Source organism: Micromonospora sp. NPDC023966, from assembly GCF_040639095.1.
Taxonomy (GTDB): domain Bacteria; phylum Actinomycetota; class Actinomycetes; order Mycobacteriales; family Micromonosporaceae; genus Micromonospora.
Genome location: NZ_JBEZZJ010000008.1, coordinates 19913 through 33335, shown reverse-complemented (window position 1 = coordinate 33335; position 13423 = coordinate 19913). Strand labels below are relative to the sequence as shown.

Here is a 13423-nt window from a genome sequence, read left to right as displayed (position 1 = left end):
GGACGGTATACAGGGGCGGTGGAGGATCCCGTACCCGAGCAGATGCGCACGGCGGCCGGCGCGCTGCTGGCGGCGCTCGACGAGCCGGCCCGGCAGCGGGCCCGGCACGGCTTCGACGACGAACCGGCGCGCCGGTGGCTGGAGTACCGGCCCCGCCCTCGCCCCGGCGTCAGCCTCGCCGACCTGACCGGCACCGCCCGCAAGGCCGCCCACCGGCTGCTCGCCACCGCGCTCAGCCCCGCCGCGTACGCCCAGGCCATGGCGGTGGTGGCGCTGGAGGAGGTGCTCGACCGGGCGGAGGGCTGGCGACGCGGCCGGCACAGCGGCGACTACTGGGTGGCGGTTTTCGGCGACCCGGCCCGCGACGACCGGTGGGCGTGGCGGTTCGAGGGGCATCACCTGTCGGTCAGCATGACCGTGGTCGACGACCAGGTCTCCCCCGCCCCGATCTTCCTCGGCGCCAACCCGGCGACCGTCCGGCACGCCGGTCGGCCGGTCTCCCGGCCGCTCGGGCCCGAGGAGGACCTGGCCCGCGAGCTGCTCGACGCGCTCGGACCGGCGGGCCGGGCCGCCGCGATCGTCGCCGACGAGGCGCCGGCCGACATCATCAGCGCCACCCGGCCCACCGCGCCGGGCCGGCTCGACCCGCTCGGCGTACCCCGGGACCGGCTCACGCCGACCGGCCGTGCGCTGCTCGACCAGCTCGTCGCGCTCTACCTGGACCGGCTCCCGCCGGAGCTGGCGGCCCGGGAGGCGGGCCGGCTGACCGGCGGCGAGCTGCACTTCGCCTGGGCCGGCCCGGTCGGGCCGGGGCAGCGGCACTACTACCGGATCCAGGGCGACGACCTGCTGATCGAGTACGACAACACCACCGAGGACGGCAACCACGCGCACACCGTGCTCCGCCGCCCGGCCAGCGACTTCGGGGGTGACGTGCTGGCCGCCCATCACGCCGCCGCGCACTGACGCGGGCCGGGTCAGTGGCGGCGGGCCTCGATGAGGAAGCGCCGGGCGTGCGCCACGAACGGGCCCTCGGCGCGGATGCGCACGTGCAGGCGGCGCAGCTCGGCGCGGTAGCGGTCGACGGTGAAGCCGGGCACGGTCCAGACCACCTTGCGCAGGAACCAGACCACCGCGCCGACGTCGTGGAACACGGTGCGCAGGGTGGCCGTGCGCACGTCCACCACGGTCAGCCCGGCGGCCTCGGCGGCGGCGACCGCCTGCTCCGGGTGGCGGCTGGCCGGCGGTGGCAGCGGCCCGAGGATGGCCTCGCTCAGCTCACGGACGGTGCCGGCGCCGATCTGCTGGGACAGGTAGCTGCCACCGGGGCGCAACACCCGGGCGATCTCGTCCCACCAGGTGTCCACCGGGTGCCGGCTGACCACCAGGTCGAACGAGGCGTCGCGGAACGGCAGCGGCGGCCGGTCGGCCACCTGGACCACGGCGGCCCCGATCCGGCCCAGCGTCCGCCGGGCGACCGGCACGTTCGGCGGCCACGCCTCGGTGGCGACCAGCAGTGGAGGCGGGACGGGAACCTCGGCCAGCACCTCTCCCCCGCCGGTGTCGATGTCGAGTGCGGCGCCGGCCGTGGCCATCCGGGCGCCGACGAGGCGGGCGTATCCCCAGGGCGGGCGTTCCTCGGTGGCCCGCCCGGCGAGCCAGGAGAAGTCCCAGCCCTCGACCGGCGCCGCCGCGCCCTCGGCGATCAGCTCGTTCGCGCCCTGTCCGCTGTTCACCGGCAGAGCCTGGCCGTCGGGGCCGGCCGGCGGCAAGGCGTTTTCAGGCCTTCGGGCGGATGATCTCCACGGTGGCGCCGGGGATGTCCCGGAGCGTCTCGAAGCCGGTCGGCTCGGCGGCCCGGCGCCGGTCGAACTGGCGCATCAGGCGGGCGCCCAGCCGCACCCCCACCGCGCCCACGGCCAGCGCGAGCAGTTCGGTGACCACCTCGACGCCGGTCGCGCCGCGCTGCGGCGCCTGCGCCCGCATCAGGCAGGTGAGCAGGAACAGCGCCGCCATCGCGGCGTTGACCAGGTTGAACGTGATCGCGGTCCGGCGGGTCCGGTCGGCCCGCACGTCCCACAGGTCGACCATCCCGGCGACCGTGGTGAGCGCGGCCGCGATCAGTGCGGCGACCGCCGTCCAGTAGCCCACCTCGCCCAGGAAGTCCGGACCGCCGGCGACGTCGGCCAGGTCGAAGACCGCGGCGCTGACGAAGAGTCCGAACGGGAACGTCACCAGCATCGGTTGGATCGGGTGTCCCTGCACGCGCAGGCGGCTCTCCATCGGTTCCTCCCCAGGTCGGTGCAGCTCACCAGTTCAGGGTGCTACCCGAGGCCCACCGGGGCGAAACGAATGTCGCTCAGTTGTCCCGCGGCCGGGAGACGGTGAGTACGAGCCGCTCGGCCACCGCGCGCAGCGGTATGTCCAACGAGGAAGCGGCGCTGCGGAGCACGTCCAGCGCCTCCGGGGCGGGACAGCCGCGCTGCGTCATGATCACGCCGACGGCCTGCCCGACGACGCCCTCCGCCAGCGATGCGGTGTCGAGCTGGCCGGCCCGGGCGGCCTGCCGCTCGCGGTCCCGGGTGGCCGCCAGCAGCAGCCCGGCGTGCTCGGCGAGGAGCATGGCGGTGAGCTGGTGCCGGGGGGTGAGCGCGCCGGGTGACTTGGCGTAGAGGTTGATCGCGCCGATCAGCTGCTCGTCCACGTCCACCGGCGCGGCGATCACTCCGTGCACGCCGAGCCCGCGGGCGCGCTCCGCCCAGGTCGGCCAGCGCGACTCCCCCGCCAGGTCGGCCGCGGTGATCATCTCGCGCCGCCGGATCGCGGTCATGGCGGGCGTGTCCGGGCCGTGCCGCAGGTCGTCCAGCTCCGCCCGCCCGGGGTCGGAGGCGGCCACCCCGGCGGGCTCGCCGGCGCGCAGCGCGGTGAAGCCGCAGCAGTCCACCCCGGGTACGGCGTCCCGGGCGATCCGGACCAGCCGGTCCAGCGCCTCGTCGAAGTCGGCGACCGCGATCAGGCCGGCGGTCAGCTCGCGCAGCAGCGCGGCGGTCTCCAGCACCCCGAGCGTGTCGATCATGGGCTCCCGCATGTCGAGGTTCACCGGACCACGGCCTCCGCTACCTCCGCGTCCGTGCACGCGGTGTCCCCGTCCGGCGCCGTTGCCTGTCCCATGTTCGCTCTCTCCCTGACTCGAAGCCCCGCCCTACTACCCTCCCAAACCAGGAACGAAACCGCGCAAAGGGGTCCCTTCCGGCGCGGTGAGCGCCGGAAGGGACCCCTTTGCGGACGGTCAGCGGGAGCCGGAGATGAGCCGCCGCCCCACCGAGGCGATCAGCCGGTCCAGCTCGGAGCCGAACGGGTTGTCGTGCACCAGGTACGTCCAGGTGGCGGTCGGCCGAACGAGTTTTGCGGCGTCGGGCTCCCACCCCTCGTCGAACTCGGTCTCCTCGAAGGTGGCGATGGTCCGCGTCTCGATCTCGGGGACCAGCGCGTTGAACGCCGGCACCGCGCTGCGGTGGAACTCGTCCAGCGGGTCGAGCCGGCCCAGGGCCCGCAGGTGCACGCCCTCGCGCACCTCGGACAACTCGGCCAGGTGCTCGGCCCAGAGCCGGTCCAGGTGATAGAGCGCGATCGACCGGGCCACCTCGGCGAGCAGGTCCTCGTCCATCTCGCCGGCCTTCTCCGGCACCCGCTCCAGCAGCATCAGCGCCGCGATGTCGCTGGTCAGCAGCCGCTCCCGCCGCTCGGCGAGCGCCTTGCGCTGCTGTTCGATCACCACGCTGTAGCGCCAGGTGTTGCGGTGGATCTCGTGGTTGACGCCCTCGGCGACCCGCTGGGCGTGCTCCACCGCGTAGTCGACCTGCGGGTCGGTGACCAGGCCGTCGGCGTTCATCCGCGGCGACGGCGGGACGGTGTCACCGGCGTGCCGGACGACCAGGTCGTCCTCGAGGCTGACGAGGAAGACCGAGCCACCCGGGTCGCCCTGGCGGCCTGCCCGGCCGCGGAGCTGGTCGTCGACCCGGCGGCTGTCGTGCCGGCCGCTGCCGATCACGTAGAGGCCGCCCAGCTCGGCGACCCGCTCCCGGTCGGCCTGGTCGCTGCCGCCGAGCCGGATGTCGACGCCCCGGCCGGCCATCTGGGTGGAGACGGTCACCGCGCCGTACGCGCCGGCCTCGGCGATGATCGCCGCCTCCTCGTCGTCGTTCTTGGCGTTGAGGACCACGCAGGGCACCCCGGCGGCGTGCAGGCCGGCGGCGAGGCCCTCGGACTCCTTGACGTCGAGGGTGCCGACCAGCACCGGACGGCCGGCCTCGTGGCAGCGCTTGATCTCGTCGATCAGCGCCTCCTCCTTCTCGGCCCGGGTGGCGTAGATCCGGTCCGGCTCGTCCTCCCGGATGCACGGGGTGTTCGGGGGGATCACCGCCACCTCGAGGCCGAAGAACTCGCGGAGCTGGTCGCCGACGAGGACCGCGGTGGCGGTCATCCCGCAGACCTTCGGGTAGAGCGCGATGAACGCCTGCACGGTGATGGTGCCGAGCACCTCGCCCTCGGCGGTGGCGTCCAGGCCCTCCTTGGCCTCGACCGCCGCCTGGAGCCCGTCCGGCCAGCGGCGGCGCTGGGCCACCCGGCCGCGCATCTCGTCGATCAGCTCGACCGACTTGTCGCGGACGATGTAGTCCACGTCGCGGTGCAGCAGGGCGTGCGCGTGCAGCGCCACGTTGACCGCGGAGAGCTGCGTGACGTGCTCCTCGTCGTAGAGGTCGATGCCGCCGAGCTTGGCCTCGACGGTGGCCAGGCCGACCGAGGTGAAGGCGACGCTGCGGCCGTCCTCGGCGATCGTGTAGTGCCGGCCCTTGCGCAGGCCGCGGACCAGCGCGGCGGCGGCGTGCACCGGGTCCTGCTCGCCGGGGACCGCGCCGGCGAGCACCATCGGCACCCGGGCCTCGTCGATGAGGATGGAGTCGGCCTCGTCGACGATCGCGGTCTTCAGCGGCGGCTGGACGCGGTCGTCGAGGTCGGTGACGAGCTGGTCGCGGAGGAAGTCGAAGCCGGCCTCGCTGACCGCCACGTAGGTGACGTCGCAGGCGTAGGCGGCGCGCCGCTCCGCGGGGGTGGACGCCTCGTTGACCCATCCGACGGTGAGCCCGAGCAGGGTGTAGACCGGGCCCATCCACTCGGCGTCGCGGCGGGCCAGGTAGTCGTTGACGGTGAGCACGTGGACCGGGCCGTTGCCCATCCGGACGTGCCCGTACGCGGCGATGGTCGCGGTGAGCGTCTTGCCCTCACCGGTGGCCATCTCGGCGACCTTGCCGGAGAGCAGCGCCATGGCGCCGAGCAGCTGGACGTCGTACGGCCGCTGGTCGAGGCCCCGGCGGGCCGCCTCGCGGCCGACCGCGCAGATCTCCTCGTAGCCCGTGGCCTGCCCGGCGGCCTCGGTCAGCTCCGCGTCGGAGAGCTTCTCCAGCTCCGCCTCGCGGGCCTCGATCGCCGGCAGCAGCTTCTCCAGCGGGGCCAGGTCGACCGTCGTCCCCGGGCGCTCGAGGAACCGCCGGAACCTGCTCTTCAGACGTTGCGACACACCCATGAGCGGCAACGGTACGCGAACCGGAGCCGATTGTGACCCCCGCCCGGCGCGGGCGCCGGGCCGTGTCCGTAATTCGGACTGTTTACGCAGGTCAGGGCGTTTCCGGGATCATCCGACGAGGAGCTGGTGGGTGGCCAGCTCGCGGTAGAGCGGGCTGGTCGAGGTCAGCTCGTCGTGGGTGCCGACGGCGACCACCCGGCCGGCGTCCAGCACGACGATCTGGTCGGCGTCCACCACCGTGGAGAGGCGGTGCGCCACGATCAGCAGGGTGCGGCGCACCGCGACGGCGTCGATGGCCCGGCGCAGCGCGGCCTCGTTGCGGGCGTCGAGGTTGCTGGTCGGCTCGTCGAGCAGCAGCACCGGCGGCCCGGCCAGCAGCGCCCGGGCGATGGCCAGCCGTTGCCGCTCCCCGCCGGAGAGCAGCACACCGCCCTCGCCGACCTGCACGTCCAGCCCGTCCGCCGTCCGTTCGGCCAGGTGCCCGAGGTTGACCTCGTCGAGCACGGCGCGCAGCCGGTCCTCGGCGGCGTCCGGTGCGGTGATCAGCAGGTTGTCCCGGAGCGTGCCGGCGAGCACCGGCGCCTCCTGCTCGACGTAGCCCAGCCGGGCCCGCAGCGCGTCCCGGGGCAGGTCGCGCACGTCCACCCCGTCCAGGCGCAGGGCGCCCCCGGTCACCTCGTAGAAGCGCTCCACCAGCGCGAGCAGCGTGGACTTGCCGGCGCCCGAGGGGCCGACCAGGGCGGTGCGGGTCCCGGCCGGCACGGTGAAGCTCACGTCGTGCAGCACCGGCGGGCCGCCCGGATAGCCGAAGCCGACCCGGTCGAACTCGACCGTTGCCGGCCCGGTCGCGCGTGGCAGGGCGGTCGCCGGGGCCGGCCGCTCGTCCGCCCCCTCCGCCGGCACGGCGAGGATCTCCTCGATCCGGGCCAGCGCGCCGAGCCCGGTCTGCAGCTGGGTGTACGCGTGCACCGCCTGCCCCAGCGGCAGCACCAGGAAGAACAGGAACATCACGAAGGCGACCAGGTCGCCGACGCCGATCGCCCCGGACGCCACCCGCGCCCCGCCCACGGCCAGCACCAGCAGGAAGGCGCCCTGGACGGTGACCGTGCCGGCCGGACCCACCACGGCCTGGGCCCGGGCCACCCGCAGCCCGGCCGCGTACGCCTCGGTCGCGCTCTCCACCACCGTGGCCGCCTCCCGCCGCTCGGCCCGGCTGGCCCGGATGGTCCGGGCTGCGGAGATGGCCCGCTCGACGGCGGAGGTCATTTCGCCGACCCGTTCCTGAGCCCGGCGGGCCAGCCCGCGGACCCGCCGGGCGACGGTGAGGGCGAAGCCGAGGCCGACCGCGACGGCGGCCAGGGTCACCCCGAACAGCAGCGGGTCCAGCAGGAGCATGGCGGTGCCGGCCCCGAGCACCATGACCGCCCCGGTGACGGTCTCGAAGAGGCCGGAGGTGACCACCGCCCGCAGCAGGGTGGTGTCCGCACCGACCCGGGAGAGCAGGTCGCCGGTGCGGCGCCGGTCGTACTCGGCGATCGGCAGCCGCAGCAGGTGCCCGGCGAGCCGACGCCGGGTGCCCAGCACCAGCCCCTCGGCGGTGCGCTGGAGCAGGTAGTCGCGGAGCCCGCCGAGCAGCGCGCCGGCCACCACGAGGGCCACCAGGGCGGCGACCAGGGTGACCACCGGGCGGCCGGCGGTGATCCGGTCCAGCACGCTCCGGGTGAGCAGGGGCTGGGCCAACGCTGCCGCGGCGCCGACGAGCGACAGCGCGCCCACCGCCACGAGGGTGCCGCGGTGGGCGCGCAGGTACGGCAGCAGAGCGGCGAGCCCGGGCGGGCGGCCGGCTTCGGTGGTCATGGCAGCACCGTAACCGGGCCCGCCCAGGGCTCAGCCGGTGAGCACCACCTGCAGCTCGGACCGGCGCCGCTCGGCCAGGTCGGTGAGCAGCGCCGGCGCCTCCTCCAACGGCACCACCGCGGAGACGAGGTGCTTGCGGATCAGGTCGCCGTACTGGCGCAGCAGCTCGATGGTCTCCGCGGAGAGGCGCTCCCGGTCCCAGGTCTGGGCCAGACCGCGCGGCACCCGGCCGATCTGGGCGCAGCGCAGCGACAGCCCGTTGTGGTGGAACTCCTCGCCGAGCCGGACCGCGTCCGCGCCGGCCTGGTAGAACGCCAGGTCGATCACGGTGCCCTGCGGGCGCAGCAGGCGCAGCGCGAGGTGGAGCGCCCAGTCCTGGCCCCGGCACTGGAAGACCACGTCCGCGCCCCGGTCACCGGCGGCGTGGTTCCAGCGGGTCTTGAGCACCACGGCCGGGTCGTCCGCCGCCGGGTCGAGGGTCTCCAGGCCGAGCGCCTCGGCCACCTCGCGGCGGGCCGGGGTGGGGTCGAGGACCACCACGGAGGCGGCGCCGTGCCGCCGGGCGAACAGCGCGGTGAGCAGCGCGACCACCCCGCTGCCGACCACCGCCACCCGCCGGCCGCGCACCCCGTCGCCGAGCGAGCGGACGTCGGTGCCGCACAGGTCGGCGGCGGCGTGCAGCAGCCCGTTGGCGCAGATCGGACCCATGTGCGCGACGTAGACGCCGAGCAGCGGGTCCAGGTCGTCGGGCAGCGGCACGAACCGCTCGGCGACCGGGTCGGCGACGTATCCGCTGCGGTGGCCGTACGTCATCGCGCCGACCGTGCCCACGGCTACCGCCGGCGTGTGGCTCTCCACCACCCGGCCGACCTGCATGTAGCCCAGCCGGGTGACCGGGTACGGCGTGCTGGCCTCGCCGGGCTGGAACAACCCGAGGCCGGCGTTCCAGGTGACGTGCAGGTAGGGGTTCGTGCCCTTGACGTAGCTCAGCTCGGTGCCGGCGGAGACCCCGCTGTAGAGGGTCTCCACCCGGAAGGTGCCCTCGCGCAGCTCGGCCGCGTCCTGCTCGACCAGCTCGACCCGGCCGGGTCCGCTGACCACCACCACCCGGTCACGCATCGACGGTCACCCCCGTCGGCTCGGCCGGCGTCGCGTCGGCGACCGCGGCGGTGAGCCGCGCCGCGGGCCCGGTGGGCAGCGCCACCGCCCGCCCGGTACGCGCCGACTCGGCCACCGCGAGGGCGAGCCGCTGGGTGCGCAGCGCCTCGGCGTACGGGACCCGGACGTCGTCGCCGACCCCGCGGACCGCGTCGACGAAGGCCCGGTCGACGGCCACCCGGGCGCCGTCCGGGTCGGCGGGCAGGTGCCGCTCGCCGTCGGCGTCGCAGACGCTCAGGCCGTCCTCGGCCAGCGAGAGGGCCAGCCCGTCGGCGAGGATCTCCAGGCCGGCCCGGTGCTTCCAGCCGAGCACGCAGGCCGCGGCGAGGGTGCCGACCGCGCCGGAGGCGAAGCGCAGGGTGGCGGCGGTGACCGAGTCGATGTCCGCGCCCTCCACCGGCGGCGGGCTGCCGTCGCCGTACGCGGTCACCTCGGTCGCCTCGCCGACCAGCAGCCGGACCAGGTCCAGCACGTGCGCCGCCTGTTCGACGACCGGCCCGCCGGAGCGGTCCTGCCGGGCCCACCAGGCGACCGGCGGCACCTTGTCCAGCCAGGCCCCGTTGACCATCCGCACCGGACGGCCGGCGAGCAGTTGCCGGGCCTCATCCACCACGTGCAGGTAGCGCCAGTGATGGCCGACGGCGGTGAGCAGGCCGCGCCGTTCGACCAGCGCGGCGACCCGCTCGGCGGTCTCCAGGTCCACCGCCACCGGCTTCTCCACGAACATCGGCACCCCGGCGGCGATCACCGCCTCCTCGACCGGGCCGTGCGCGAACGGCGGCACGCAGACGTACACCGCGTCCGGGCCGGCGGCGAGCAGGTCGTCCACGTCGCGGTAGGTCCGGGCGCCGTGCGCGCCGGCGAGCGCCTCCGCCGCGTCGGGGGCGACGTCGGTCACCCCGAGCAGTTCCACGTCCTCGAAGCCCGTCAACACCCGGGCATGGCGCTGCGCCACCCCGCCGGCTCCGACCAGTCCAACCCGGCACGTGCGCATCTTCTCGACCCTCTCACCGCTACGACAGACTGCGAAAAGCACTCCCCGGGCGGCCGCGTGGTCAAACGCGGACGGACGCGCAATCAGACGTTCACCGCGTGGGAACCCGCCGGTGGCCGGGGCGTGATCAAGCTGTTAGGCATGATCCGGTTAGCACGGGCAGGGAACTGGGAAAACCAGAAGCCCGTGGTTCCGCCACAACCTGGGGGTGTGCCCGTGCGGGATACAGATTCGATCGTCTCACCTGTGGTGGAGGCGTGGGCCACGTACCGCACCACCTCGGCCGACGACTGGCCGGCACGGCGCCTGCTGCGGGCCAAGGGCGGGAGCCGGGTCAGCGTGGTGCTGCCGGCGCGCAACGAGGAGGCGACCGTCGGCGCGATCGTGTCGACGATCCGGCAGCACCTGATGGACCGGGTGCCGCTGGTGGACGAGCTGATCGTGGTGGACTCCCGGTCCACCGACCGGACCGCGCAGGTGGCCCGGGCCGCCGGCGCCGAGGTGGTCAGCCAGGACGCGATGACGCGCGGGCTGCCCCGGCTCACCGGCAAGGGGGACGCGCTCTGGGCCGGGCTCGCGGCGGCGGAGGGCGACGTGGTCGCGTTCGTCGACGCCGACCTGCGGGAGTTCCGGCCGCACTTCGTCACCGGGCTGCTCGGGCCACTGCTCACCGACCCGTCGGTCGAGTTCGTGAAGGGCTTCTACCACCGGCCGCTGGTCGGGGCGACCAGCGTGGAGGCCGACGGCGGGGGCCGGGTGACCGAGCTGATGGCCCGGCCACTGCTCAACCTGTTCTGGCCCGAGCTGGCCGGCTTCGTGCAGCCGCTCGCCGGCGAGTACGCCGGCCGCCGGGAGGTGCTGGAGCAGGTGCCCTTCGTCTCCGGGTACGGCGTGGAGACGGCCATGCTCATCGACCTGCTGGAGCTGGTCGGGCTGGACGCGCTGGCCCAGGTGGACCTGGGCGAGCGCAAGCACCGCCACCAGGACACCGCCGCGCTGGGCCGGATGTCGGCGCAGATCATGCTGACCGCCTGGTCCCGCCTTCAGCGGCGCGGCTGGGCGGCGTCGGGGCTGGAACCGACCGCGCTGCTGACCCAGTTCCGGCGGGGTGGCTCGGAGGCGCTGCCGAACCTGGACCGCGAGATCGTGGTCAGCGACGTCTCGATCGAGGAACGGCCGCCGCTGGCGGAACTGCGACACCGGGTGCCGCGGCGCCGGGTCGCGGCATGAGCACCGCCGACGAAAGGGACCGCGCATGACTCTCACCGTCCTGATGAACGCGGGTCCCTGGTTGTCCGTGCCGCCGCCCGGCTACGGCGGGATCGAGAACGTGGTCGCCACGCTGGTGCCGGAGCTGCGCAAGCTCGGCGTGCGGGTGGTGCTCGCCTCGGTGGAGAGCAGCACGCTGCCGGTGGACGAGAAGATCGCGGTCTTTCCGGACGGGCAGTTCCACGCCCTGCAACGGCCGTACAACCAGGTCTGCGGGGTGTCCCAGGCGCACCTGAACGGCGTGGTCCGCGCCCTGCACAGCCGCGACGACATCGACCTGGTGCACGACCACGTGGAGGCGGTCGGCCTGGCCACCCTGGCCGCGATGGGCCCGGACGGCCCGCCGGCGCTGCACACCCTGCACTGGGACCTGGCCAAGCACCCGGAGCTCTACGGCAACCTGGACGGCGGCGACCGGGTGCGGGTCAACGGCGTCTCCGCCGCACAGCTCGCCCGGGCGCCGCGGGCCCTCCAGCAGCACTCGGTCGGCCACGTGCACCTGTCCACCCCGCTCGCCGTCGACGCGGACCGCCGGCCGACGGCGGAGAAGGGCGAGCACGTGGTCATCCTGGGCCGGATCAACCCGGGCAAGGGGCAGGACCTGGGCGTCCGGCTGGCCCGGAAGGTCGGCTTCCCGCTGGTGCTGGCCGGCCCGGTCGGCCCGTACCACCGGCCCGAGGATCTGGCCGCGGCCGGTGACGAGGCCCGGCAGAACCCGGACGTGCGGTTCTTCTACGACGAGGTGGCTCCCCATGTCGACGGCGACCTGGTGCGCTGGGTCGGCACCGTCGCCGGGCAGGAGCGTGACGACCTGGTGGCCGGGGCGCGGGCCTCGCTGTTCCCGCTGCGCTGGGAGGAGCCCGGCGGCACCGCGGTGGTCGAGTCGCTGGCGCTCGGCACGCCGGTGGTGGCCACGGCCCGCGGGTGCCTGCCGGAGCTGATCGAGCACGGCCGGACCGGGCTGCTCACCACCCACGAGGAGGAGCTGGGCGACCTGGTGCTGGCCGCCGGGCTGCTCGATGACGACGAGTGCCGGCGCGAGGCGGCCGCACGGTTCACCCCGGAGCTGATGGCCCGGCGGTACGTGGAGCTGTACGAGGGGGTCCGCCGGCTCGCCGCCCCGCCGTTGCAGCTCGCCTGAGGCCGTACCGTCCCCGGCCCGGACCGTCCCCGGACGGTCGGGCTCGACGCGTGCGTTTGCCCCCCGGTGTCCCGGGGAAAGCCGCGCGGTCCCTGTCAGCTAGGAGGCCGGCATGACGAACTCGATGGCGCACGCGCGTGGGCGACGCAACCCGGCGGACGGCCGGGCGCCGGTACGCCGGGCCGCGGCGACCGTCGGCGTGCTCTTCCTGGTGATCGGCGTGCTGGGCTTCATCCCCGGCATCACCACCCACTTCGGCGACATGAAGTTCGCCGGGCACGACTCCGACGCGAAGCTGCTCGGGCTGTTCCAGGTCTCGGTGCTGCACAACATCGTGCACCTGCTGTTCGGCGTCGCCGGCCTGCTGCTGGCCCGGACGATCTCCGGAGCCCGGACGTTCCTGATCGGCGGCGGCGCGATCTACCTCGTGCTCTGGCTCTACGGCGTGGTGGTCGACCACGACAGCGGTGCGAACTTCTTCCCGCTCAACGGCGCGGACGACTGGCTGCACTTCCTCCTCGGCGTGGGCATGATCGCCCTCGGGCTGCTCACCACCCGGGCCAGCAGTCGCCGCTGACCGGGCGCCACCCGGGCCGGATGTCCGGTTTCACCCGCCCCGGCCATGGGTACGTCCCAGGTTCCCCCGACGAGACGGAAACGAGGGCCTGGGATGTCGACCCGGATCAGGTGCGAGGTCCGCGACGAGTCGCCGGTCACCGTCGTTCGGCTGGCCGGCGCGCTCGACCTGGGCACGATGCGCTCGGTGCACACGGTGCTGGACCGTTGCCTGGCCGCGCAGCCGGACGCCCTCGTGGTCGACCTGGAGAGGCTGGACGTCACGGATCCGCTCGCCCTCTCCGTCTTCGCCGCCGCGGCCCGCCGGGCCGCGGACTGGCCGGCCGTCCCGATGGTGCTGTCCGCCCCGCCGCCGGAGACGGCGGCCTGGCTCACCGAGACCACCGCCTGCCGGGTGGTGCCGGTCCGCCGCGACTGCGCGGAGGCGACGGCGCTGGCCGGCGCGGTGGCCGCCCCGCGGCTGCGGGCCCGGCTGGAGCCGGTGGCCGGGGCCTGCCGGCGGGCCCGCGAGCTGGTCACCGAAGCGTGCGCCGGGTGGAACATCCCGGAACTGGCCGGCCCCGCCTCGCTGGTCCTCAGCGAACTGGTCGGCAACGTGGTCCGGCACGCCGGCACCCCGATGCAGGTGACACTGACCCTGCGCCGCCCCTATCTACGGGTGGCGGTCATGGACGGCAGCCCGGCCGAGGCGCGGGTGGTGATCGACCGCGACCTGCGAGCCGAGGGCGGGCGGGGGCTCATGCTGGTCCGCGAGCTGGCCCAGCGTTGGGGCAGCGCCCCGGCGGGCGCGGGCAAGGTGGTCTGGGCCATGCTGCCAGCGAACTGACCGAATTCTCCGCTCTCG

12 protein-coding genes are annotated in these 13423 nt (G+C 74.8%); 5 read left to right on the top strand and 7 right to left on the bottom strand.

The features are described from left to right. Nucleotides 1-18 precede the first annotated feature (18 nt). Entirely contained in the window at nucleotides 19-966 is a 948-nt protein-coding gene (locus AB0F68_RS13700) for a DUF3500 domain-containing protein (RefSeq protein WP_357336562.1), read from the top strand. A gap of 11 nt (nucleotides 967-977) precedes the next feature. On the opposite strand, the gene AB0F68_RS13695 is transcribed toward AB0F68_RS13700, so the two are convergent. The 7 genes from AB0F68_RS13695 to AB0F68_RS13665 form a co-directional block, all read right to left on the bottom strand. Further along, nucleotides 978-1736 carry a class I SAM-dependent methyltransferase gene (locus tag AB0F68_RS13695; RefSeq protein WP_357336560.1) on the bottom strand — a complete coding sequence of 253 codons (759 nt, stop codon included), beginning with the start codon at nucleotides 1734-1736 and terminating at the stop codon, nucleotides 978-980. 43 nt (nucleotides 1737-1779) lie between these two features. Further along, nucleotides 1780-2283: a DUF2231 domain-containing protein gene (locus tag AB0F68_RS13690; protein ID WP_357336558.1), complete on the bottom strand. Its 504-nt coding sequence runs from the start codon at nucleotides 2281-2283 to the stop codon at nucleotides 1780-1782. A 76-nt stretch (nucleotides 2284-2359) separates the two neighbouring features. Then, nucleotides 2360-3100, bottom strand: coding sequence for a GAF and ANTAR domain-containing protein (locus AB0F68_RS13685; RefSeq protein WP_357336556.1), 741 nt, complete (start codon nucleotides 3098-3100; stop codon nucleotides 2360-2362). Nucleotides 3101-3289: 189 nt separating this feature from the next. Then, entirely contained in the window at nucleotides 3290-5584 is a 2295-nt protein-coding gene (gene secA2 / locus AB0F68_RS13680) for an accessory Sec system translocase SecA2 (RefSeq protein WP_357336553.1), read from the bottom strand. A gap of 108 nt (nucleotides 5585-5692) precedes the next feature. Next, nucleotides 5693-7441, bottom strand: a complete 1749-nt coding sequence (locus AB0F68_RS13675) for an ABC transporter ATP-binding protein (protein WP_357336551.1) — start codon at nucleotides 7439-7441, stop codon at nucleotides 5693-5695. 30 nt (nucleotides 7442-7471) lie between these two features. Next, entirely contained in the window at nucleotides 7472-8560 is a 1089-nt protein-coding gene (locus AB0F68_RS13670; protein ID WP_357336549.1) for a zinc-binding dehydrogenase, read from the bottom strand. Next, nucleotides 8553-9593, bottom strand: coding sequence for a Gfo/Idh/MocA family oxidoreductase (locus AB0F68_RS13665; RefSeq protein ID WP_357336546.1), 1041 nt, complete (start codon nucleotides 9591-9593; stop codon nucleotides 8553-8555). Before AB0F68_RS13665 ends, AB0F68_RS13670 begins: the two co-directional genes overlap by 8 nt. 249 nt (nucleotides 9594-9842) lie before the next feature. On the opposite strand from AB0F68_RS13665, the gene AB0F68_RS13660 reads away from it, so the two are divergent. The 4 genes from AB0F68_RS13660 to AB0F68_RS13645 all read left to right on the top strand — a co-directional run bounded on the left by AB0F68_RS13660 (nucleotide 9843) and on the right by AB0F68_RS13645 (nucleotide 13405). Further along, nucleotides 9843-10823: a glucosyl-3-phosphoglycerate synthase gene (locus tag AB0F68_RS13660; protein WP_357336987.1), complete on the top strand. Its 981-nt coding sequence runs from the start codon at nucleotides 9843-9845 to the stop codon at nucleotides 10821-10823. Nucleotides 10824-10848: 25 nt separating this feature from the next. Next, a complete protein-coding gene (locus AB0F68_RS13655) occupies nucleotides 10849-12003 on the top strand; it encodes a glycosyltransferase (protein WP_357336544.1) in 1155 nt (384 codons plus the stop codon). A 112-nt stretch (nucleotides 12004-12115) separates the two neighbouring features. Next, on the top strand, nucleotides 12116-12580 hold the full coding sequence (locus tag AB0F68_RS13650; RefSeq protein ID WP_357336542.1) for a DUF4383 domain-containing protein: 465 nt from the start codon (nucleotides 12116-12118) through the stop codon (nucleotides 12578-12580). 93 nt (nucleotides 12581-12673) lie between these two features. Beyond that, the gene (locus AB0F68_RS13645; RefSeq protein ID WP_357336540.1) at nucleotides 12674-13405 is read left to right on the top strand and encodes an ATP-binding protein; all 732 of its coding nucleotides are present in this window, start codon (nucleotides 12674-12676) and stop codon (nucleotides 13403-13405) included. The last annotated feature ends 18 nt before the right edge of the window (nucleotides 13406-13423 follow it).